The 20,703-nt window shown below is 73.6% G+C and carries 20 protein-coding genes; 10 read left to right on the top strand and 10 right to left on the bottom strand.

The features are described 5' to 3' along the window. Window positions 1–102: 102 nt before the first annotated feature. The 3 genes from PO879_RS11890 to PO879_RS11880 are packed head-to-tail and all read left to right on the top strand — an operon-like array spanning window position 103 to window position 2,575. Window positions 103–753, top strand: a complete 651-nt coding sequence (locus tag PO879_RS11890) for a hypothetical protein (protein ID WP_278235103.1) — start codon at window positions 103–105, stop codon at window positions 751–753. Next, window positions 753–2,033 (top strand): hypothetical protein, encoded by a 1,281-nt coding sequence (locus tag PO879_RS11885; protein WP_278235102.1) that lies wholly within the window; start codon window positions 753–755, stop codon window positions 2,031–2,033. Before PO879_RS11890 ends, PO879_RS11885 begins: the two co-directional genes overlap by 1 nt. A gap of 35 nt (window positions 2,034–2,068) precedes the next feature. Then, entirely contained in the window at window positions 2,069–2,575 is a 507-nt protein-coding gene (locus PO879_RS11880) for a hypothetical protein (RefSeq protein WP_278235101.1), read from the top strand. Window positions 2,576–2,707: 132 nt separating this feature from the next. Here PO879_RS11880 and hisN read toward each other — a convergent pair whose 3' ends face one another. The 4 genes from hisN to PO879_RS11860 form a co-directional block, all read right to left on the bottom strand. Continuing rightward, entirely contained in the window at window positions 2,708–3,526 is an 819-nt protein-coding gene (gene hisN / locus PO879_RS11875; RefSeq protein WP_278235100.1) for a histidinol-phosphatase, read from the bottom strand. A 104-nt stretch (window positions 3,527–3,630) separates the two neighbouring features. Further along, entirely contained in the window at window positions 3,631–4,686 is a 1,056-nt protein-coding gene (gene rsgA, locus PO879_RS11870) for a ribosome small subunit-dependent GTPase A (RefSeq protein ID WP_278235099.1), read from the bottom strand. Continuing rightward, window positions 4,686–6,023, bottom strand: coding sequence for a 3-phosphoshikimate 1-carboxyvinyltransferase (aroA, locus tag PO879_RS11865; RefSeq protein ID WP_278235098.1), 1,338 nt, complete (start codon window positions 6,021–6,023; stop codon window positions 4,686–4,688). Before aroA ends, rsgA begins: the two co-directional genes overlap by 1 nt. 49 nt (window positions 6,024–6,072) lie before the next feature. Next, complete coding sequence (locus PO879_RS11860; RefSeq protein WP_278235097.1) at window positions 6,073–6,804, bottom strand: DoxX family membrane protein; 732 nt, start codon at window positions 6,802–6,804, stop codon at window positions 6,073–6,075. 87 nt (window positions 6,805–6,891) lie between these two features. Here PO879_RS11860 and PO879_RS11855 point away from each other — a divergent pair, with 87 nt between their 5' ends. After that, window positions 6,892–7,266, top strand: a complete 375-nt coding sequence (locus tag PO879_RS11855; RefSeq protein ID WP_278235096.1) for a hypothetical protein — start codon at window positions 6,892–6,894, stop codon at window positions 7,264–7,266. A 33-nt stretch (window positions 7,267–7,299) separates the two neighbouring features. Here the strand turns inward: PO879_RS11855 and PO879_RS11850 are convergent, their stop codons facing one another. Then, window positions 7,300–7,446 carry a hypothetical protein gene (locus PO879_RS11850; RefSeq protein WP_278235095.1) on the bottom strand — a complete coding sequence of 49 codons (147 nt, stop codon included), beginning with the start codon at window positions 7,444–7,446 and terminating at the stop codon, window positions 7,300–7,302. A gap of 204 nt (window positions 7,447–7,650) precedes the next feature. Between PO879_RS11850 and PO879_RS11845 the strand changes: the two genes are divergently transcribed. The 5 genes from PO879_RS11845 to PO879_RS11825 all read left to right on the top strand — a co-directional run bounded on the left by PO879_RS11845 (window position 7,651) and on the right by PO879_RS11825 (window position 11,746). Next, the gene (locus tag PO879_RS11845; protein ID WP_278235094.1) at window positions 7,651–8,451 is read left to right on the top strand and encodes a hypothetical protein; all 801 of its coding nucleotides are present in this window, start codon (window positions 7,651–7,653) and stop codon (window positions 8,449–8,451) included. Between the two features lie 74 nt (window positions 8,452–8,525). Further along, window positions 8,526–9,491 (top strand): helix-turn-helix domain-containing protein, encoded by a 966-nt coding sequence (locus PO879_RS11840; RefSeq protein ID WP_278235093.1) that lies wholly within the window; start codon window positions 8,526–8,528, stop codon window positions 9,489–9,491. Window positions 9,492–9,739: 248 nt separating this feature from the next. Further along, window positions 9,740–10,408, top strand: a complete 669-nt coding sequence (locus PO879_RS11835; protein WP_278235092.1) for a sigma-70 family RNA polymerase sigma factor — start codon at window positions 9,740–9,742, stop codon at window positions 10,406–10,408. Next, on the top strand, window positions 10,405–10,686 hold the full coding sequence (rsrA, locus tag PO879_RS11830) for a mycothiol system anti-sigma-R factor (protein WP_278235091.1): 282 nt from the start codon (window positions 10,405–10,407) through the stop codon (window positions 10,684–10,686). The genes PO879_RS11835 and rsrA overlap by 4 nt, the downstream gene beginning before the upstream one ends. Window positions 10,687–10,945: 259 nt before the next feature. Beyond that, complete coding sequence (locus PO879_RS11825; protein ID WP_278235090.1) at window positions 10,946–11,746, top strand: DUF4097 family beta strand repeat-containing protein; 801 nt, start codon at window positions 10,946–10,948, stop codon at window positions 11,744–11,746. Window positions 11,747–11,755: 9 nt separating this feature from the next. Here the strand turns inward: PO879_RS11825 and PO879_RS11820 are convergent, their stop codons facing one another. Both PO879_RS11820 and PO879_RS11815 read right to left on the bottom strand, forming a co-directional pair. Continuing rightward, window positions 11,756–12,361 carry a GDSL-type esterase/lipase family protein gene (locus tag PO879_RS11820; protein WP_278235089.1) on the bottom strand — a complete coding sequence of 202 codons (606 nt, stop codon included), beginning with the start codon at window positions 12,359–12,361 and terminating at the stop codon, window positions 11,756–11,758. A gap of 169 nt (window positions 12,362–12,530) precedes the next feature. Beyond that, window positions 12,531–13,463, bottom strand: coding sequence for an aldose 1-epimerase family protein (locus tag PO879_RS11815; RefSeq protein ID WP_278235088.1), 933 nt, complete (start codon window positions 13,461–13,463; stop codon window positions 12,531–12,533). Window positions 13,464–13,545: 82 nt separating this feature from the next. Between PO879_RS11815 and PO879_RS11810 the strand changes: the two genes are divergently transcribed. Then, on the top strand, window positions 13,546–14,538 hold the full coding sequence (locus tag PO879_RS11810; protein ID WP_278235087.1) for an aldo/keto reductase: 993 nt from the start codon (window positions 13,546–13,548) through the stop codon (window positions 14,536–14,538). A 114-nt stretch (window positions 14,539–14,652) separates the two neighbouring features. Here PO879_RS11810 and PO879_RS11805 read toward each other — a convergent pair whose 3' ends face one another. The 3 genes from PO879_RS11805 to PO879_RS11795 all read right to left on the bottom strand — a co-directional run bounded on the left by PO879_RS11805 (window position 14,653) and on the right by PO879_RS11795 (window position 20,607). Further along, window positions 14,653–18,522, bottom strand: coding sequence for a multifunctional oxoglutarate decarboxylase/oxoglutarate dehydrogenase thiamine pyrophosphate-binding subunit/dihydrolipoyllysine-residue succinyltransferase subunit (locus PO879_RS11805; protein WP_278235086.1), 3,870 nt, complete (start codon window positions 18,520–18,522; stop codon window positions 14,653–14,655). 259 nt (window positions 18,523–18,781) lie between these two features. Continuing rightward, window positions 18,782–19,876 (bottom strand): HAMP domain-containing sensor histidine kinase, encoded by a 1,095-nt coding sequence (locus PO879_RS11800; RefSeq protein WP_278235085.1) that lies wholly within the window; start codon window positions 19,874–19,876, stop codon window positions 18,782–18,784. A gap of 2 nt (window positions 19,877–19,878) precedes the next feature. Next, window positions 19,879–20,607, bottom strand: a complete 729-nt coding sequence (locus PO879_RS11795) for a response regulator transcription factor (RefSeq protein WP_278235084.1) — start codon at window positions 20,605–20,607, stop codon at window positions 19,879–19,881. Window positions 20,608–20,703: the final 96 nt, after the last annotated feature.

Below are 20,703 nucleotides of genomic sequence, written 5' to 3'. Positions count from 1 at the left end.
ACGACTGCATCGTCGCTGGTCCCGGCGCTAGGGTGGCGGCGAACCGACGGCCCCCGCCCGCCGGACGCGACGATGCGCCCGGCCGAACCGAAGGACCGCTCCGTGAACGACGACGCCCTGCCGACCCCTGTCGCACCCCGCCTGCGCCGGCCCACCTGGCGAGATCCCCGGCTCGTCGTCGGGCTCGTCCTCGTGGCCGGTGCGGTCGCTCTCGGGTCCTGGGTCGTCGCGGACGCGGACCGCACCGTGCCCGTCTACGCCGCGGCCGGCACCCTGACACCCGGCGAACCCGTGGCGGCGGACAGCCTGCGGGTCGTCGACGTCAACCTCGGCACCGAGACCGCCCGGTACCTGCGTGCGGACGCCGGTCCGCCCACCGACCAGGTCGCCCTGCGCGTGGTGGAGGACGGCGAGCTCGTGGCCGCCGCGGCCCTGGGCCCGGCCGACGGCGTCGACGTCCGGGCGGTGGCCGTCCCGATCTCCGCCGGGCTGTCCGAGCGCATCCGCGCGGGCGCCGTCGTCGACCTCTGGTTCGTGCCCGAGGCGCGACCCGGAGCGAAGGGCGACGCGCCCGAGCCCGCACCGCTCGTCGCCGACGTCGTCGTCGAGCAGGTCGACGTCTCGGACAGCGGCCTGGTCGTGGCCGACGGTGGCACCGTGCACGTCCTGGTCGGCACGCAGGAGCTGCCGTCGGTCCTGGCCGCGCTGGGCGCCGACGGGTCGATCGCCGTCGTCCCCGTGGCGGGTGCCTGATGGCCGCACCCGTCACCGTCCTGTGCGCCGTCGACGGCCCGGAGGAGCCCGACGTCGTCGTCGCCCTCGGCGCCCCGGGGTCGGGTGCCACAGTGACCCGGCGGTGCGGCGACGTGGCCGAGCTGCTCGCCGCCGCGGCCGCCGGGGCGGGCACCGTCGCCGTCGTGACGGCCGACCTCGTCGGGCTCGACCGGGAGGCGGTCGGACGGCTGCACGCCGCCGGGACCCGTGTCGTCGCCCTGACCCACGCCGGTGGCGCGGACCGGGCGGAGGCGCTGGGCGCCGACGCCGTGCTCACCGGGCCGGGCGACCCCGGGTTCCTCGACGCCGTGCGGGACACCGCCCCGATCGACGACCCGCTGGCCACCGGCGAGCTCGACCTCGCCACCCTCGAGCGCGACGGCGCGACCCCGGGACGTCGTGGCGAGGTGGTCGCGGTGTGGGGGCCGGTCGGGGCGCCGGGACGGTCCACCACCGCGGTGGAGCTCGCGGCCGAGCTCGCCGGGATCGGTGCCGCGCCGCGGCGTCGGGGTCGCCGTCGGGCTACCTCCGGGCGTCCGCCGGGGGAGACCACGCTCCTCGTCGACGCCGACACCTACGGCTCGTGCCTCGCGGCCCGGCTCGGCCTGCTCGACGACGCCCCGGGGCTGGCGGCCGCGGCCCGCGCGGCCTCCCAGGGCAGCCTGGACCTCGCCACGCTCGCCCGGCACTCCCCGGTCGTGGCAGGTCGCCTGCGGGTGCTGACGGGGATCACCCGGGCGTCCCGGTGGCCCGAGCTGCCGGCCAGCGCCGTCGAGGTCGTCCTGGAGCGCGCCCGCGACCTGGCGCGCTGGACGGTGGTCGACTGCGGGCCGCTGGTCGAGGCCGACGAGCTGCTCATGTACGACACGCACGCGCCGCAGCGCAACGGCGCGACCCTGGCCGCCCTGCAGGCCGCCGACGTCGTGGTGGTCGTGGGCGCCGCCGACCCCATCGGCATCCAGCGGCTGGTGCGGGCGCTGGAGGACCTGGGCGAGGCGCCGGTCCCGGTGGCCGGCCGGCGGGTCGTCGTCGCCAACCGGGTGCGGTCGACGGCGGTCGGGCCGGACCCCGCCGCAGCGGTCGCCGCCGCGCTGGCCCGCTACGGCGGGGTGACGGACGTGCACCCCGTGCCCGACGACGCCGCCGCGTGCGACGCCGCCGTGCTCGCCGGTCGGAGCCTGGCCGAGCATGCGCCGTCGTCGTCCGCCCGGGACGGCTTCGCCGCCCTGGCCGGCCACGTGCGCGACCTGGTGGCCTGAAGGCCCCGCAAGGCCTGGTCGGGCAGACTGTCCCCATGCGCATCTACGTGCCCGCCACTCTGGACGAGCTCGACACCGCCGTGGTCGGGCGGGTGACCCGCTGGCCCGTCGGCCCGCGGAGCGCGCACGCCGTGACCGGGGCGCTCGCGGCCGAGCTCGCCGACGCCGACGACGAGGGGCGCGAGTACGCGGCCTTCCTCGCGGCAGCCGACGACTCGCTGTCGCTGATCGCGGCCCGGCCGGGTGCGGCGCCCGTGCGCGTGGTCGTGTCGGCGGACGTCGAGGACGACGTCGTCGCGGACGGTGCGGCGGACGGTGCGACGTCGGCGGTGCAGGTGCTGCGGGACGTCCCGGACGTGCCCCTGGCCGCCGTGCACGTCGACGAACCGGCCGCCGCCGAGGACGTCCGTGCGGTCCTGGCGGCCGTCGACGCCGACGACGCCGCCGACGACGAGGCGCTCGCGGACGCCGTCCAGCGGGTCACCGACCGGGACCTGCTCTGGTACGACCCGAGCGAGGTCCACCAGATCCCGCGCCCCTGACCTCGTCGCCCCACCCACCGCTGCGCCTCTTCATCGCTGCGCCTCCTCATCGCTGTGGGCATGAAATCTGCAGGCCGTCGATGCCGACGGCCTGCAGATTTCATGCCCACAGCGACGGGGGAGTGGCGTGAGTCAGCCGAGGTAGACCATCGCCTTGTCGTGCAGGAGCCCGTTGGTGGCCACGGCGTTGCCGCCCCACGGACCGTCCTCGCCGTCGAGCGAGGTGAAGCGGCCGCCGGCCTCGACGACGATCGGCACGAGAGCCGCCATGTCGTACAGCTCGAGCTCGGGCTCGGCGGCGATGTCGGCGGCGCCCTCGGCCACCAGCATGTACGACCAGAAGTCCCCGTAGCCGCGGGTGCGCCAGCACTCGCGGGTCAGGTCGAGGAACCCGTTGAGCTTGTCGCGCTCCTCCCAGCCGTCCAGGGACGAGTAGGCGAACGAGGCGTCGCCCAGGGAGGAGACCCCCGAGACGTGCATCCGCGTGGCGGCGGCGATGGACTTGCCGGTCCAGGCGCCGGAGCCCTTGGCGGCCCACCACCGGCGGCCGAGCGCAGGAGCCGAGACGAGGCCCATGACGACCTCGTCGCCGTCGGCGAGCGCGATGAGCGTCGCCCACACGGGCACGCCGCGCACGAAGTTCTTCGTGCCGTCGATGGGGTCGATGATCCAGCGGCGCGACCCGCTGCCGGCCTCGCCGAACTCCTCGCCGACGATGGCGTCACGCGTGCGGGCGCGGGCGAGCTGGGCGCGGATGAACTCCTCCGCGCCGCGGTCGGCGTCGGAGACCGGCGTCTGGTCCGGCTTGGTCTCGACATGGAGGTCGACCGCGCGGAACCGGGACATCGTCATCGAGTCGACCTGGTCGGCGATCACGTGGGCCAGGCGCAGGTCGTCCTCGTACGTGCGCCCGTGCCCCTGTGGGCTGGGAGTCTGCTGGAAGGTGGCCACCCTCACACGCTAGCGGTTCGTGACGTCGACGGGGGGCGCCACGACGCCAGGCGAGACGTGCGTGTCGTCGGCCCGGGGAGGTGCGCCCACGGCCGGGGTGCTCCCTAGCCGGCGTCGGTCCGCGAGGCCAGCAGCCGTCGGAACGAGGCCAGCCGCGCCGCGCGTGCCGCGCGGGCGTCGTCGTCCTCGGTGGCCCCGACCCACTCGTCCAGCGCGCAGTCGGGGGCGTCGGCGAGGTGCGTGCACCCGCGCGGGCACTCCTCAGCCGCGGCGTCCAGGTCCTCGAAGGCACGCAGCAGGTGCTCGGGCTCCACGTGGGCCAGCCCGAAGGAGCGCACACCGGGGGTGTCGATGACCCAGCCGTCGTGCCCGTCGTCGTCCACCGAGGAGCCCGGCCCGCTCGGCAGTCGCAGCGCCACGGCCGACGTCGAGGTGTGCCGTCCGCGTCCGGTGACGTCGTTGACGACGCCGGTCGCCCGCAGGGCGTCGGGCACCAGGGCGTTGATGAGCGTCGACTTGCCGACGCCGGAGTGCCCGACGAGCACCGACGTCCGCCCCAGCAGGCGCTCGCGGACCGTCTCGACGGAGTCCGCGTCGTCCCGCCGTGTCACCACGACGTCCACGCCGATCGGCTCGTACAGGTCGCGCAGCTCGTCGGGGGAGGCGAGGTCGGCCTTGGTCAGGCACAGCAGCACGTCCATGCCGGCGTCGTAGGCGGCCACGACGCAGCGGTCGATCATGCCGGTGCGCGGCTCGGGCTGGGCGAGCGCCGTGACGACGACGAGCTGGTCGGCGTTGGCCACCACGATCCGCTCGTAGGGGTCGGTGTCGTCGGCGGTGCGCCGCAGCGTCGAGGTGCGGTCGGTGACCCGCACGATCCGTGCGAGCGTGCCCTCGTGGCCGGACGTGTCACCGACGACGTCGACGCGGTCGCCGACCACCGTGCGGGTCCGCCCGAGCTCGCGGGCCTTCATGGCGAGGATCTCGCGCTCGTCCGGACCGCCGTCGTCGACCACGAGGGTGTACCGGCCGCGGTCGATGCCGGTGACCAGCGCCGGGACGGCGTCGGCGTGGTCGGGCCGCTGCTTGGAGCGCGGGCGCGACCCGTGCTTGGAGGGACGCGCGAACCGTTCGTGCTCGTCGCGGACCCGGCGGGCCATCAGTCCTGGTCCTCCGTGCCCCGGCCGAGTATCCGTGCCCAGATGCCGTCGAAGCCGGGCAGGGTCTTGGCGGTGGTTGCCACGTTCTCGACCTGTACGTCCGGGACCCGCAGGCCGAGCAGGGCCGCGGAGGTGGCCATGCGGTGGTCGGCGTAGGTGCGGAACACCCCGCCGTGCAGCGGGCGCGGGGTGATGACGAGCCCGTCGCGGGTCTCCTCGCACCGGCCGCCGAGCCGCGTGATCTCGGCGGCGAGCGCCGCCAGCCGGTCCGTCTCGTGGCCGCGCAGGTGCGCGATGCCGCGCAGGCGGGTGGGGGAGTCGGCCAGCGCCGCGAGCACGGCGAAGGTCGGGGCGAGCTCGCCGCCGGCCCGTAGGTCGACGTCGATGCCGTGGATCTCGCCGGTGCCGGTCACCGAGAGCACGCCGTCGTCCAGCGACGCCGTGCCGCCCATCTGCTCCAGCAGCTCGGGGACCATGGCGCCGGGCTGGGTGGTCGACGTCGGCCAGCCCGGCACCCGCACGGTGCCGCCGGCGACCAGGGCGGCGGCCAGGAACGGCGCCGCGTTGGACAGGTCCGGCTCCACGCGCAGGTCGCGGGCGGCGATCGGGCCGGGGGTGACCTGCCAGATGCCGTCGCGGGAGTCGTCGACGGCGACGCCGACCTCGCGCAGCGCGGCCACCGTCATCTCGATGTGCGGCAGGCTCGGCAGGGTCGTGCCGATGTGCCGCAGCGTCAGCGGGCGGTCGAACCGGGGGGCGGCCAGCAGCAGCGCGGAGACGAACTGCGAGGAGCCCGAGGCGTCGATGTCCACCGACCCCCCGGCGACGTGCCCGCGGCCGTGCACGGTGAAGGGCAGGTGCGACGGCACCGTGGCGCCGGCTTCGTCGCCCTCACCCGTGACGCGGACGCCGAGGCCGTGCAGCCCCGCGAGGACCGGCTGCATCGGGCGCACCCGTGCCTCCGGGTCGCCGTCGAACCGGACGTCGCCGTCGGCCAGCGCGGCCACGGGCGGCAGGAACCGCATGACGGTGCCGGCCAGGCCGCAGTCGATGCTCGTGCTCCCGGTGACGGGACCGGGCGTCACGTGCAGGGTGCTGGGCGCCTCGCCCTCGGTGATGGTGGCGCCGAGGGAGCGCAGCGCGGCGATCATGAGGTCGGCGTCGCGCGAGCGCAGCGCGCCGCGCAGCGTGCCGGGGCCGTCGGCCAGGGCGGCGAGGACGAGTGCCCGGTTGGTGAGCGACTTGCTGCCCGGGACCTCGACCGTGGCCTCCAGGGGGCCGTCGGCGACGGGGGCGTCCCACAGGGGCAGATCGGTCGAGGCAGGCGCAGACGTCATGCCCCGAGACTAGTTGACCGCGTCCGACGTCGGCGGCCCCGTCCGGACGTCAGGACACCTTCGCGGCAGCCTTCGCCGCGGCCTTCTCGGCGGACGCCCGGGCGCTCTTCGCGGTGGCCTTGGCGCTCTTGGCGCTCGCCTTCGCGTTCTTGGCGGTCGACCGCAGCTCGCGCTCGACCTGCTGCGTCGCGTGCCGGGCCGACGCCGAGGCGGACCGGCGGGCGTAGGTGGCGGACCGCTTGGCGTTCGCCACGGCGTGCTTGCCGGACCGCTCCAGGTTCTCGACGGCGTGCTTGCCGGACGTCGACGCGCTCTCGACCGCGTGGTGGGCGGACTTCGAGGCGGCGGCCCGCTTCTGGGCGATGCGGTAGGAGACGCCGGGGCGTCCCTCGAGGTCGATCCCGGCGATGACGGCGGCGCCGATCGCGCCGAGGTTCTTGACGAACTTGTCGGTCCGCTCGCGCCGCTCGTCGCCCTTGCTGGTGAAGGGCTGGTTGACCACGGCCAGCGGCGCGGTGAGCGCGGCGAGAGTCAGGGCGGCGGACCGCGGTGTGCGCCCGACGGCGAGCAGCAGGCCGGCCAGCGCCGTCGCACCGCCGTGCGCGCGGACGAGCAGGGAGACCTGGGTGTCGTCGAGAGGTTCGACGCCGAGCGCCTCCGTGACGGTGTCGGCGCCGCGACGGGCGGCCTCGGTGTGCTCGGCCGGTCGCAGGGCGGTGGAGACGCCGTCGTAGACGAACGGGACGGCCAGCAGGGGGCGGGCGAGACGTCGGAGCAGCATAGGCCCACTGTGGCAGAGCGGCTGCAGACATGCCCACCGATACACGCTGGTTGACGGCGTGAGCAGGGGTGCGGTCGGATGTCTGTCGTGCCCTCGACCCTCCGGCGCGCCGCTGCGCCCGCCGCCCTGCTCGCCGCAGCCGTGGTGCTGTCGGGCTGCGGGGACGTCGGCCTGGCACCGGAGGAGCCGTCGGACGTGCGGGGCGTGGTGGCCGACGGCGGCGCGGTCGACGACGACGGCGGCAGGGCGGGCCGGCCGGTCCTCGTGCGGGCCTCCGACCCCTACTACGAGGGGATGGCGCTGCTCACCGACGGCACGGAGGTGCTGGACGTCGACGGCTCCGCAGCGGACGTGGCCGTGCTCGTCGCCGGGGCGATGGTCGAGGTGTGGGTCGACGAGGTCTGCCAGGAGTCGGACCCCGTGCAGTGCGGCGTCGAGGTCGTGCAGCTCCTCGAGCCGTAGCCGCCCGCTGCCCGCCGCCTCCCGGAGCGGCCCTCAGCGCGGCTCGGCGCCCTCCCACCACTCGAGGTGGGACCGGGGCGGCCGGCGGCTCCCGAGCCCGTCGCGCCGGACGGTCCGTGCGAGCGCCGTCATCCAGACGCCGGCGGTCAGCAGGGTGAGCAGCAGCAGGATCATCGTCATGGCAGCAATTCTTCGCTCGTCGATGTTCTGTCACGAGTGGCGGTATCGACATCACCCGTCGATGTTCTGCCATCGAGCCGCCGGCGCCGCGGGGCGTTGACAGCCGATGGCCCGTGCGGTGCCATGACCTGCGTGGAAACAGGCCTCGTGGCGAGTGCGCCGGTCCGTCCGTGGAGGCGGGGTGTCGAGATCTGCGCGTGGGGGATGGCGAGCTACGTTCTGCTCTCCACTGCTGTGGCCGCGGTGGTCCGGGGGATCGCCGGCGCCGCGGCGCCTTCGGTCGGTGGACAGGTCCTCACGGTGCTGATCTGGGTCGGGCTGCCGCTGCTGCTGGCCGGCGTCCCCGGAGCCGCGCTGATCGTCGCGCTCGTGTGGCACCGTCCGCGATGGGCTCGTCTGACGGCGTTCGCCGTGGCGGGTGTCGCGTTCGGGCTGCTCGTCCGGGGGCGAGGGCTGAGCGTGTACGCGTTGTTCGACAGTCGGTCGTACCGGCTCGTCGGCTGGCTCGACCTCGGGATCGCGGTCACCGCCGCCGCAGCCTGCGCCGTCACCGGGTGTGCCGTCGTCTGGTGGCGCGTGGCGCGGAACGCCGGAGCCGGCTCGACCAGCGGGGGCGAGCAGGTTCGCGGTGCGACGGGAGCGCTCGAGGAGGGCTCCGGGGCGCCCGGTGCCCGGGCGCCCCGTCGCGCGACCGGTGAGGCGGCGTGGGCCGGGCCGCTGGCCTGGCTCGTGGGCGCCGCCGGCATCGTGATGATCCCCGCCTACCTGGCCTTCGCGGCGATGATCACCGCAGCGCCGCTCTTCGGTGTACCGGGCGATCTCGAGGCTGCCGCCGCCTACTTGTGGCGCGGGGCTGCCGTGGCCGGGGCGGCGACAGTGGTGATCGTCGTGGTGGCCTCGGTCGCGGGCCGTCGGGGGGCCGGCGTGCGTGGGCGGGTGGCCCTGGTCGCCGTCGGTGCGGTCGTCACCTTCGTGCTGGTCGGCGCGGCGGCTTCGTCGGCGTGATCCGGAGTGCTGCCGAGAGTGGCAGCATCTGGTCGTCAGTCGAGATCCCGCCACATCTGTGCCAGGCTGAGGGGATGATCGAGAAGGTGGCCGCCGTCGTCGTCCCCGGCGTCGCGCCGTTCGAGATGGGCATCGCCTACGAGGTGTTCGGCATCGACCGCCGCGACACCGGCGGGCCGACGTTCGACTTCACGCTGTGCACCCCCGAGCCCGGACCCGTGCCGACCAAGGGCGGGTTCTCAGTCCACGTCGACGCCGGGCTCGAGGCGACCGAGGACGCCGACGTCGTCGTCGTGGTCGCCTACGACGTCCTCACCGACGCCGAGCACATCGACGTCCCGCCCGCCTACCTCGACGCGATCCGGGCCGCGCACGAGCGGGGCGCCTGGATCGTCTCGCTGTGCTCCGGCGCGTTCGTGCTCGCCGCGGCCGGTCTGCTCGACGGGCGGCGCTGCACCACCCACTGGATGTTCGCCGACCGCCTCGCCGCGGCGGCGCCCCGGGCCGACGTCGATCCCGACGTGCTCTACGTCGCCGACGGTCGGGTGCTCACCAGCGCCGGCACGGCCGCCGGCATCGACGCGTGCCTGCACCTGGTACGCACCGAGCTCGGGGGAGAGGCCGCCCGTGCGGTCGCCCGCCGCATGGTCGTCCCGCCGCAGCGCGACGGCGGGCAGGCGCAGTACGTCGTCGACCCCGTCCCGCAGCAGGGCGACTCGCTGGCCGACCTGCTCGCCTGGATGCGCGGACACCTCGAGCTCGACCACAGCGTGCCGGCGCTGGCGCGGCGCGCGATGCTCTCCGAACGGACCTTCGCCCGCCGCTTCCGCGCCGAGACGGGTACGACGCCGGGTGCCTGGCTGACGCGGCAGCGCGTCGCCCGCGCGCAGGAGCTCCTGGAGCAGCCCGGCGTCCCGGTCGAGGAGGTCGCCCGGCTCGTCGGGTTCGGCAGCGCCGCCGTCCTGCGGCACCACTTCGCGCGCCTGCTCGGGACCAGCCCGACGTCCTACCGACGGCGGTTCGCGGACGTCGCGTCCTGATCCCGACGGGCCCCGGCGCCGCCGCGTCGTGGTGTGGGCCGAGGCAGCGCCCTGACCTGCGGGGAATGCCGGTCGGTCGTCCCTGGTTGCACCGCAGTGTGGAAGCCTGCATGACTCGAGACGCCCCCGCAGCGGGCGGGGTGCGCGACGCGACCCTGTTCTCCGTTCCCTCCGACCTCGGTCGGCCGACGGCGGCGTCCCCGGACGTACCCCGCAGCGGCTGGCCGCTGGGGCTAGGCTCGACAGCGATGACCCAGGATGACGACGCGGCGACCACCACCCCTCAGCCGACCGACGACGAGGTCGGCGAGGACACCGAGCGCGCTCCGGACGAGGAGTCGGCGGCGGACCGTGCCGCGCGCTTCGAGCGCGACGCGATGGAGTACATCGACCAGCTGTACTCCGCGGCGCTGCGCATGACGCGCAACCCGGCCGACGCCGAGGACCTCGTGCAGGAGACGTTCGCCAAGGCGTTCGCCGCCTTCCACCAGTACAAGCCCGGCACCAACCTCAAGGCCTGGCTGTACCGGATCCTGACGAACACCTTCATCAACAACTACCGCAAGAAGCAGCGGCAGCCGCAGCAGGCGCAGACCGACGACATCGAGGACTGGCAGATCGCCCGGGCGGCGACCCACACCTCGCAGGGGCTCCGCTCGGCCGAGGCCGAGGCGCTCGACCGGCTCCCGGACTCCGACGTGAAGCGGGCGCTGCAGGAGCTGCCCGAGGACCGCCGGATGGTCGTGTACTACGCCGACGTCGAGGGGTTCCCCTACAAGGAGATCGCGGAGATCATGGGTACACCGATCGGGACCGTGATGTCCCGGCTGCACCGTGGACGACGGCAGCTGCGCGAGCTGTTGGCGGACTACGCCGCGGACCGAGGACTCGCCGGAGCGCGCGGAGGAGAATCATGAGCGCGGACGTGACCCCCATCCCGCACGAGCCCGCCGAGGGCGAGAGCGACTGCGAGCACGCGCTGGGGCACCTGTACGAGTACCTCGACTCGGAGATGACCGAGGACGACGAGCACCGCATGCGTGCGCACGTCGCGCACTGCTCGCCCTGCCTGGCCGAGCTGAGCGTCGAGGAGCTCGTCAAGAAGCTCGTCAAGCGGTCCTGCGCGGAGCAGGCGCCCGCGACGCTGCGCCTGCGCATCCGTGAGCAGATCACGGTGATGCGCGTCTCGGGCTGAGAGCGCACCCGCACCGGCCGTCCGTCACGACGGTCCGGGGACGACGACGGGCCGGCACCCCGCAGGGTGCCGGCCCGTCGTCGTGCAGGGCGTCCTCAGGCGTTGGGACGCTTGCCGTGGTTGGCGTTCTTGCCCTTGCGGGCGCGACGCTTGTTTCCGCGCTTGCTCATGATCGTCTCCTCACGAGAAGGTGGTCGGGGGTCGGTCTATGATCCCACAATCGCACGACGACCCGTGTCACCGGCTCCCTGGAGGCAGCATGAGCACCGAGTCCTGGGCGATCGCCGCCCCGCAGACCGTCGAGGTCACGGGTGTGGGTGCGTTGACGATCCGGCTCCAGGACGGCCGGGCGGACGTCACGGTCGACCCGGAGACCACCCAGGTCACGCTCGAGGTGCTCGAGGTCGGGGAGAAGCCGCTGCACGTCGACCGCGACGGCGACCGGCTGCGCATTGGCTACGAGCGGAACGCGGTCGAGGCGTTCGTGGCCCGCGTGCGGTCGCTCGGCAGCTCCGAGCGGGCCGTCGTGCACGTCACCGTCCCGCCGCAGGTCCGGGTCGACGTCGGCACGACCGAGGCGGACGTCGAGGTCACCGGCACGTCCGGGACGGTGGTCAAGACGGTCACCGGCACCGTGCGCACGGCCGGCACGCACGGGTCGCTGTACCTGCGGTCCGTCTCCGGCGACGTGGCCTCCTCGGGGCACACCGGCGACGTCTCGGCGCAGGTCGTCTCCGGCGCCCTCGCCCTGGAGGGCACCCTGGGCCGGGTCACCACGAGCAGCGTGTCCGGTGCCGTGGCGGTCACCGCCGTCGGCACCGTGCCGATGGTGTCGGCCAAGTCCGTCTCGGGCGACGTCGCGCTCCGGCTCGACGCCGGCACCCCGGTCAGCCTCAAGGTCCGCGGCGCGGCGGGGCAGGCGGTGCTCGACGGGGAGGCGCTGCCCTCGACCACGCGGACGTTGTCCGTCGACCACGGCGAGACCCCGACGGACGGCCGGAGCATCGCCTACGTGACGGCCACCGTCACCAGCGCGCGGGTCATCGTCTCGCGCGGCTGAGGCGCCCGGTCACTCCGTCTCGTGCGGCAGGCCGAGCCAGGCGTGCCAGCCGGTGTGCAGCACCAGCCAGGCCATGAGCCCGTAGCCCGCCTGCCCGGGGTAGGTCGACCCCGTGGTGGCGAGGTCGGCCAGCCACTGCTCGTGCTGGGCGAGCGGGGTGTAGGTGTCCACGTAGGGCACGCGTCGACGGCTCGCGACGTCCTGGAAGGCCGCGGAGAGCTCGGCGATCCGGCCGCCGTCCTCCGGCCGCCCCGGCGGGGGCCCGACGACGAACGTCGACAGGCGCCGGTTGTCGGCGACGTCGAGGATGTTCGCCAGGTTGAGCCGCGACCGGGCGACCGACAGGCCGGAGTCGACGTCGTGGCGGCCCAGGGCGACCACGAGACGGTTGTCGTGGGTCTGCTCCGGGCCGAACCGCGGCTCGGTCTCGGCCTCCCAGCGCGCGCCGAGGGTCGACGTCGTCTCGCCCGGCACCGCCAGGGTGAAGGTCATCGCCGGCCGGTCGAACCGGGTCCGCGCCAGCACGCGTCCGGTCCAGCCCAGGGCGCGGCCGTCGCCGACGCCCACGCTGAGCTCGTCGCCCACCACGCAGATGCGCACCTCGCGGTCCGTCACGACCTGTCACCGTCCCCTGCCGAGTCACTGTGTTGCGCCGTCATTGTTCCGTGCCCAGGCTCGGCACGGCATGATCCCACGCCGGGCGCCGGCGGCACCCCTCCGCAGGGAGGGGCCGGCGCCCGGTTCGTGACATCTCGTCGCGGATGAGCCGTCCTGGCACGGTTCGTCACAGCAGGCTGGCACCCCAGCGGACCTCGTGGGAGTCGCCCGGAGCCAGCCGGACGAGCCGGTCGCCGGAGTTGAAGGCGTCGGCGTAGCAGCTCATGGGCTCGGCGGCCAGGCCGAAGCGCTCGTGGCCGGCGATGTGGTTCGCCGAGCAGACCTGCCAGCAGTCCATCGAGTCGTCCATCCAGACGGCGGCGGTCCGCCCGTCCGGGCGCCCCAGCCGGCACCACGACAGTCCGTCGTCGTCCCGCGTGGCCGAGACCCAGGCGTCGTCCAGGTCGAGCCCGGCCAGCGAGCGCGTCGCGCGCAGGTCGTGGTCGCCCGTGACCGGTTCGACGCCGGTGGGCAGCAGCCGGTCGTCGACGGTGACGTGCTCGGTGGCGTCCAGGCGCACGGTGCACGCGTCGAGGTCGGCGCCGCCGGAGGAGAGCCAGGGGTGGAACCCGACGCCGTAGGGTGCCGTGCCGGTGCCGACGTTGCGGGTGGTCACCCGGATCTCGAGGCCGCGCTCGGCGTCCAGGGAGTAGCGCACGCGGGTGGTGAGCTGGAACGGCCAGCCCTTCTGCGCGGGCAGCGCCAGCTCCAGCGTGACCGCGTCGTCGGCGACCTCGACGGCCGACCAGCGGTACCAGCAGCCGAGCCCGTGCAGGGCCGTGCCGCGGTCGGGCTCGCTCAGCGGGAGCTGGTACGTCTCGCCGTCGGCGGCGTACCGGCCGTCGCGAAGACGGTTGGGCCACGGGACCAGCACGGCGGCGTTGAAGACCGGTGCGGGCTCGTGCTCGGCGAACGGCACGAAGACGTCGAGGCCGTCGACGGTGTACTCGCGCACCATGGCCCCGACCTCGGCGATCGTGGCGCGGTGGGTGCCGGCGGACAGGTGGTACTGGGTGCCGGACGGCGTGGGTGCCGTCTCGGTGCTCGGGCTCGTGTTCACGGTCACACCGTAGTCGGCAAGCCTGATCGGTGCGTCCCGCGTACCGTGTGAAGGTCGACCCCCTCGGACTTGGAGGACACTGATGCAGAAGCGGGTACTCGGCCGGACCGGTCGGATGGTCTCGGTCGTCGGCCTGGGCACCTGGCAGCTCGGCGCGGACTGGGGCGAGGTGAGCGACGCTGACGCGCGCGCCGTGCTCGAGGCGTCGCTCGAGGCCGGGGTGACCTTCTACGACACCGCGGACGTCTACGGCGACGGCCGCAGCGAGCAGACGGTCGGCGCGTTCCTCGCCGACCACCGCGACGAGGGCCTCACCGTGGCGACCAAGATGGGGCGCCGCGCGGACCAGGTCCCGGAGAACTACGTCCTGGAGAACTTCCGGTCCTGGACCGACCGGTCGCGCGCCAACCTCGGCGTGGACACCCTCGACCTGGTCCAGCTGCACTGCCCGCCGACGCCGGTGTACTCCCGCGACGAGGTCTACGACGCCCTGGACACGCTCGTGGACGAGGGCGCCATGGCCTCCTACGGCGTCTCCGTGGAGACCGTCGACGAGGCCCTGACGGCCATCGCCCGTCCCGGGGTCGCGACGGTGCAGATCATCCTCAACGCCTTCCGGCACAAGCCGCTGGAGAAGGTCCTGCCGGCGGCGTCCGAGGCCGGGGTCGGCATCATCGCCCGGGTCCCGCTGGCCTCCGGCCTGCTGTCGGGCCGATACACGAAGGACACCACCTTCGCCGAGAACGACCACCGCACGTTCAACCGCGGCGGCGAGGCCTTCGACGTGGGCGAGACGTTCTCCGGCGTCCCGTTCGACGTCGGCGTCGAGGCGGCCGCGTCCTTCACCGAGCTCGCCGAGGGGCTCGAGCAGGACCTCACGCCCGCCCAGGCCGCGATCGCGTGGATCTGGCAGAGCCCGGGCGTCTCGACCGTGATCCCCGGTGCGCGCACCCCGGAGCAGGCCCGGCTCAACGCCGCGGCCGGCGAGGCCGGCAGCCTGGGACCGCTGTTCGCCTCCCGCGTGCGCGACCTCTACGACTCCTCGATCCGCGAGCACGTGCACGACAGGTGGTGAGCCGGGGCTGACCGCGCGGGTCCGGACCGCCCGCACCGGACCCGATCGCCGGGGACGCACGAAGGGCCCGGGAGCGACGGCTCCCGGGCCCTTCGTGCTGCCTGACGGCGACGGTCAGCGGCTGAACACCTGGTCCAGCAGGATCTCCTGCTCCTCGCGGTGACGCTTGGCCGTGCCGGCGGCCGTGGACGCCGACGCCGGCCGGGAGACGACCTGCACGCGGGGCAGGTCCTCGGGCATCGCCAGGTGCAGGTAGGACCACGCGCCCTGGTTCTGCGGCTCGTCCTGGACCCAGACGACCTCGGCGTCCGGGTACTTCGCGAACTCGGCCCGCAGCTGCTCCTCCGGGAACGGGTAGAGCTGCTCCATGCGCACGATGGCCGTGGCGGTGTCACCGCGCTTGCTGCGCTCGGCGACGAGGTCGTAGTAGACGCGGCCCGTGCAGAGCACGAGTCGGCGCACGCCGGCCGGGTCGAGGTTCCCGCGGGCCACCTCGGTGTCCTCGAGCACGGGCTCGAAGGTGCCGGTCGTGAAGTCCTCGACGCTCGAGGCCGCGGCCTTGAGGCGCAGCAGCTGCTTCGGCGTCATGACCACCAGCGGCCGACGCGGGCGGTCGTAGGCCTGCCGGCGCAGCAGGTGCGCGTACGACGCGGGGGTGGAGGGCTGCGCCACGGTCATGTTGTTCTCGGCGGCGAGCTGCAGGAAACGCTCCAGGCGGGCCGAGGAGTGGTCGGGCCCCTGCCCCTCGTAGCCGTGCGGGAGCAGCATGACGACCGAGGAGTTCTGGCCCCACTTCTGCTCGGCCGACGAGATGAACTCGTCGATGACGGTCTGGGCGCCGTTGACGAAGTCGCCGAACTGCGCCTCCCACAGCACCAGGGCGTCGGGGCGCTCGACGGAGTAGCCGTACTCGAAGCCGAGCGCGGCGTACTCGCTGAGCGAGGAGTCGTAGACCCAGAACTTCGCCTGGTCGCCGGAGAGGTAGAGCAGCGGGGTCCACTCGGCGCCCGTGTGCCGGTCGTGCAGCACGGCGTGCCGCTGGGTGAACGTCCCGCGGCGCGAGTCCTGACCGGCCAGGCGGACCGGCGTGCCCTCGATGAGCAGCGACCCGAAGGCCACGAGCTCGCCGAAGCCCCAGTCGATGTCGCCCTCCTTGGCCATGATCTGGCGCTTGTCCAGGAGCTTGCCGAGCTTCGGGTGGACGGTGAAGCCCTCCGGCGGCTGGACGTGGACGTCGCCCACGCGCTCCAGCACGGAGTGCGAGACGGCGGTCTGCCAACCGACCATCGTGCCGGCGTCCTCGCGCTGGGACTCCGGACGCTCCAGCCCGGCGATCTCCTCGGTGCCCGAGGAGCGGTCCGAGGACATGCCCTTGGTCTCGGTGAAGACGCGCTCGAGCTGGGCCTGGTAGTCCTTGAGCGCCTGCTCGGCCTCCTCGACGGTGATGTCGCCGCGGGCCACGAGGTTCTTCGTGTACAGCTTGCGCACCGACTGCTTGGCCTCGATGAGGTTGTACATCAGCGGCTGCGTCATCGAGGGGTCGTCGCCCTCGTTGTGGCCGCGCCGGCGGTAGCAGACCATGTCGATGATGACGTCGCGGTCGAACTGCTCGCGGTAGGCGAAGGCGAGCTCGGCCACGCGCACGCAGGCCTCGGGGTCGTCACCGTTCACGTGGAAGACCGGGACCTGGTAGCCCTTGGCCACGTCGGTCGAGTACGTCGTCGAGCGGGACGAGGACGGGCCCGTGGTGAAGCCGACCTGGTTGTTGATGACCACGTGGATCGTGCCGCCGGTGCGGTACCCGCGCAGCTGGGCGAGGTTGAGCACCTCCGGCACGACGCCCTGGCCGGCGAAGGCGGCGTCGCCGTGGATGAGCAGAGGCAGCACGGAGAAGCCGTCGCCGCCGAGGTCGATCCGGTCCTGCTTGGCGCGCACGATGCCCTCGAGCACCGGGTCCACGGCCTCCAGGTGGGAGGGGTTGGCCGCCAGGTAGACCTTCGTCGTCGCGCCGGTCTCGGCGGTGAACGTGCCCTCGGTGCCGAGGTGGTACTTGACGTCACCGGAGCCCTGCACGGACTTCGGGTCGAGCTGGCCCTCGAACTCCTTGAAGATCTGGCCGTAGCTCTTGCCGGCGATGTTGGCCAGCACGTTGAGCCGGCCGCGGTGGGCCATGCCGACGCCGACCTCGTCCAGCCCGCTCTCGGCGGCCTTGGACAGGATCGCGTCCAGCAGCGGGATGACGGCCTCGCCGCCCTCCAGGGAGAAGCGCTTCTGGCCGACGTACTTGGTCTGCAGGAAGGTCTCGAAGGCCTCGGCGGAGTTCAGCCGGCGCAGGATGCGCAGCTGGTCCTCGCGGGGGGTGCGGGCGTACCCGTGCTCGAGCCGGTCCTGCAGCCACTTGCGCTGGGTCGGGTCGGACAGGTGCATGTACTCGATGCCGATCGAGCGGCAGTAGGAGTCGCGCAGCAGGCCGAGGGTGTCGCGCAGCGTGGCCTTCGGGGTGCCGCCGAACCCGCCGGTCGGGAACGTGCGGTCCAGGTCCCACAGCGTCAGGCCGTGGTTCTGGATGTCCAGGTCCGGGTGCTTGCGCTGGCGGTAGGCGAGCGGGTCGGTGTCCGCCATGAGGTGACCGCGCGAGCGGTAGGAGTGGATGAGCTCGGCGATCTTGGCCGGCTTGGCCGCCTCGACGTCCGAGTCGACGGTGTTGTCCCGGACCCAGCGCACGGGCTCGTACGGGATCCGCAGGGCGGCGAACACGCGGTCGTAGAAGCCGTCGAGACCGAGCAGCTTGCCGGCCAGGATCTTGAGGAACTCACCCGACTGGGCGCCCTGGATGATGCGGTGGTCGTAGGTCGACGTGACCGTCATGACCTTCGAGACGCCCATCCGGGCGAGCTGCTCCTCGGACGCGCCGGCGAACTCGGCCGGGTAGTCCATCGCGCCGACGCCGATGATCGTGCCCTGCCCCTGCATGAGGCGCGGCACGGAGTGGACGGTGCCGATGCCGCCGGGGTTGGTCAGCGAGATCGTGGTGCCGGCGAAGTCGTCCATGCCGAGCTTGCCGCCGCGCGCCTTGCGCACCAGGTCCTCGTAGGCCGCCCAGAAGCCCGCGAAGTCGAGCTCCTCGGCCTTCTTGATGCTCGGCACGAGCAGCTGGCGCGAGCCGTCCGGCTTGGCGAGGTCGATGGCGAGGCCGAACCCGACGTGCGCGGGCTGGACGACGTGCGGCTTGCCGTCGGTCTGCTCGTAGTGCGCGTTCATCACCGGCATGTCCGCCAGCGCCTCGACGAGGGCGAACCCGATGAGGTGGGTGAAGGAGATCTTGCCGCCGCGGCCGCGCTTGAGGTGGTTGTTGATGACGATCCGGTTGTCGACCATCAGCTTGGCGGGCACCGCACGCACCGACGTCGCCGTCGGCACCTCGAGCGAGGCCTCCATGTTCGTCACGACGCGCGCGGCGGGACCGCGCAGCTTCCGGACGTCGTCCGTGGCCTCGTCCTCGTCGGACTCGGGCTCGGTGCGCGCGATCTCGGCGTACGGGGCCGTGGCCGGCAGCGCCTCGGCCACCGGTGCGTCGGCCGCGGAGATCTCCGGGTCGGCCGGCACGAGCGCGGGGGTGGACTGCTGGGAGGCCTCGGCCGCGGCCGTCCCGGAGGCGGCCGAGGACGTGCCCGGGGCGGGCTCGGAGCCCTCGCCCGCGGTGTCGTCGCCCGAGGCGGCGACGGTGCTCGCCCCGGTGTCGGTCTTCGCGGGAGCGGTGGTCGCCGACGACGCCGACCCGCCGGACGGGGCCGGCGTACCGTTCGCCGACGCCTCGCTGCTCTCGCCCGGGGTGTAGTCCTCGAAGAAGTCCCACCACGCGGGGTCGACCGCGTTCTTGTCCTTCAGGTACTGCTCGTAGAGCTCGTCGACGAGCCACTCGTTGGCCCCGAACGACGCGCTCTCGGCGCTGATCGACTCTGACCCTGCCTTGGGGGACACCACGCCCGGATCGCCCACTTCCCAGATTGCATGCGTTGTACTGCTGCCCGATGGTCGGGCACCCACCAGCCTAAGCCGTCCTGGCGCCTGTGCAGAGTCACCCGTTCCGCGCCGTCGCGCGGCGCACAAGGGCTCTGCCACCCCTGCGTGACGGGTCGGTAATACGTCGTCAAAGGTTGTCTCGTCCGGCGTCATGGCCCGCTCACGTCCGTGAGTCGGTCAGGTTTCCCTGTGACCGATCTCACGATGTGACATGGTGTCGTTACTCGGTGGTGACCCCGGGAGCGGGGCGAGCCTCCGCGGGCAGCGCGACCCGCATCGTGGCACCGACCTCGGTGTCGGCGACCTCGACGTGGCCGCCGTGCAGGTCCACCGCCCACCGCACGATCGCCAGCCCGATCCCCGTCCCGCCGCTCGTGCTGGCCAGCGACCGCACGCTCGGGGCGCCGCTGGCGAACCGCTCGAACACGCGCTCACGGTCCTCCGGGGCGATCCCCGGCCCCTCGTCGCTCACCTCGATCACGACGTCGTCGCGGTCCGGGTAGGCGTCCAGCCGGACCGTGCCGCCGTGCGGCGAGTGCCGGATCGCGTTCTGCAGCAGGTTGGTCACCACCTGGCGCAGCCGTTCGACGTCGGCCTCCAGGCCGAGGTCGTCGGGAGTGACGTCGACGACGTAGTGCAGCCCCTTGGCGGCGTCGACCATCGACATCGACTCGGCGCACTCCTCGAGGAAGTCGCCCACGGAGAACTGCGTCAGCGTCAGCGCCGACGCGCCCGCCTCCACCCGTGACAGGTCGAGCAGGTAGGTGACCAGCCGGGTGAGGCGTTCCGTCTGCTCCAGCGACAGCTCGAGGGTCGCCGGGGTGGGCTCGGAGACACCGTCGACGAGGTTCTCGAGCTGGGCCTGCAGCGCGGCCACCGGGGTGCGCAGCTCGTGGGAGACGTTGGCGATGAGGTCGCGGCGGATCCGGTCGGACGACTCCAGGTCGCCCGCCATCGTGTTGAAGGCCTCGGCGAGCTGGCCGACCTCGTCACGGCTCGTGGAGCGCACCCGGATGGAGTAGTCGCCGTCCGCCATCGCCTGGGCCGCCGCCGTCATCTGCCGCAGCGGGGACGTCATGCCGCGGGCGAGGAGCTGGGTGAGCACCAGCGAGACGATGATCGCCAGCGGGAAGGTCCGGCTGGGCCCGAACTCGTTGCGCAGGCCCACCCAGGTGATGAGCACCCCGACGGTCACGCTGGCGACCACCAGCAGACCCAGCTTGGCCTTGAGCGAGTGGATCGGGTCGAGGGGGCGGACGTCCGGGAGCCGGTGCTCCCGCCGTCGGCCGCCGTCGTCGTCGCGCGCGGCGGGCACGCTCAGCCCGCCGGCGGTTCGAACGCGTAGCCGACGCCGTGCACCGTGCGGATCAGCTCCGGCCCGAGCTTGCGGCGCAGGGCCTTGATGTGCGAGTCCACGGTGCGCGTCCCGCTGGCGTCGGCCCAGTCCCAGACCTCGGCGAGCAGCTTCTCGCGGGTCTGGACCGTCTTGGGCGCGCTGGCGAGCATCACCAGCAGCTCGAACTCCGTCGGCGTCAGGTGCACCTCCTCGCCCTCGCGGTGGACCCGCCGCTGGGCGCGGTCGATCGTCACGTCGCCGGCGACCAGCGGGGGCTCGGCAGGGGCCGACGCCGCGGCCTGCGCGGCACGCTCCACCCGACGCAGCAGCGCCTTGACGCGGGCGACCAGCTCCCGCATCGAGAACGGCTTGGTCATGTAGTCGTCGGCGCCCACGCCGAGGCCGATGATCATGTCCGTCTCGTCGTCGCGCGCGGTGAGCATGAGGATCGGGGTCGGGTGGTCCGCCTGGATCCGCCGGCAGACCTCCAGCCCGTCGATCCCGGGCAGCATGACGTCGAGCACCACGGCGTCCGGGTGGAGCCGGGCGGCGGCGTCGACACCCGCGAGGCCGTCGCGGGCGACCTCGACGCGCCAGCCCTCGGCGGAGAGGCGCTGCGCGATGGCCGTCGCGATGGCCGGCTCGTCCTCGACGACGAGCACCGTGGCGTTCTGCTGCCCCTGCCCGGGGCCGCTCGCAGTGGTGGTCATGACCCCATCTTGCACGCACACCCTGTGTCTTCGCTGGGCATCGGCTGGCGTGGCGTGCGGCGCCGCGGAGCGGATAGCATCTGTGCGCGATGGACG

This window comes from Isoptericola sp. AK164, assembly GCF_029643425.1.
GTDB lineage: Bacteria > Actinomycetota > Actinomycetes > Actinomycetales > Cellulomonadaceae > Isoptericola > Isoptericola haloaureus.
The sequence above is the reverse complement of the archived record's forward strand: the minus strand, read 5'-3'. Positions and strand labels throughout refer to the sequence as shown.

Excerpts from the sequence above, each read along its gene's own strand:
- PO879_RS11885 (WP_278235102.1), top strand. The coding sequence starts at position 753 with ATGGCCGCACCCGTCACCGTCCTGTGCGCCGTCGACGGCCCGGAGGAG.
- PO879_RS11825 (WP_278235090.1), top strand. The coding sequence starts at position 10,946 with ATGAGCACCGAGTCCTGGGCGATCGCCGCCCCGCAGACCGTCGAGGTC.
- rsrA (WP_278235091.1), top strand. The coding sequence starts at position 10,405 with ATGAGCGCGGACGTGACCCCCATCCCGCACGAGCCCGCCGAGGGCGAG.
- PO879_RS11880 (WP_278235101.1), top strand. The coding sequence starts at position 2,069 with ATGCGCATCTACGTGCCCGCCACTCTGGACGAGCTCGACACCGCCGTG.
- rsgA (WP_278235099.1), bottom strand. The coding sequence starts at position 4,686 with ATGGCCCGCCGGGTCCGCGACGAGCACGAACGGTTCGCGCGTCCCTCC.
- PO879_RS11810 (WP_278235087.1), top strand. The coding sequence starts at position 13,546 with ATGCAGAAGCGGGTACTCGGCCGGACCGGTCGGATGGTCTCGGTCGTC.
- PO879_RS11845 (WP_278235094.1), top strand. The coding sequence starts at position 7,651 with ATGGCGAGCTACGTTCTGCTCTCCACTGCTGTGGCCGCGGTGGTCCGG.
- PO879_RS11840 (WP_278235093.1), top strand. The coding sequence starts at position 8,526 with ATGATCGAGAAGGTGGCCGCCGTCGTCGTCCCCGGCGTCGCGCCGTTC.
- PO879_RS11835 (WP_278235092.1), top strand. The coding sequence starts at position 9,740 with ATGACCCAGGATGACGACGCGGCGACCACCACCCCTCAGCCGACCGAC.
- PO879_RS11850 (WP_278235095.1), bottom strand. The coding sequence starts at position 7,446 with ATGACGATGATCCTGCTGCTGCTCACCCTGCTGACCGCCGGCGTCTGG.
- PO879_RS11795 (WP_278235084.1), bottom strand. The coding sequence starts at position 20,607 with ATGACCACCACTGCGAGCGGCCCCGGGCAGGGGCAGCAGAACGCCACG.
- PO879_RS11860 (WP_278235097.1), bottom strand. The coding sequence starts at position 6,804 with ATGCTGCTCCGACGTCTCGCCCGCCCCCTGCTGGCCGTCCCGTTCGTC.
- aroA (WP_278235098.1), bottom strand. The coding sequence starts at position 6,023 with ATGACGTCTGCGCCTGCCTCGACCGATCTGCCCCTGTGGGACGCCCCC.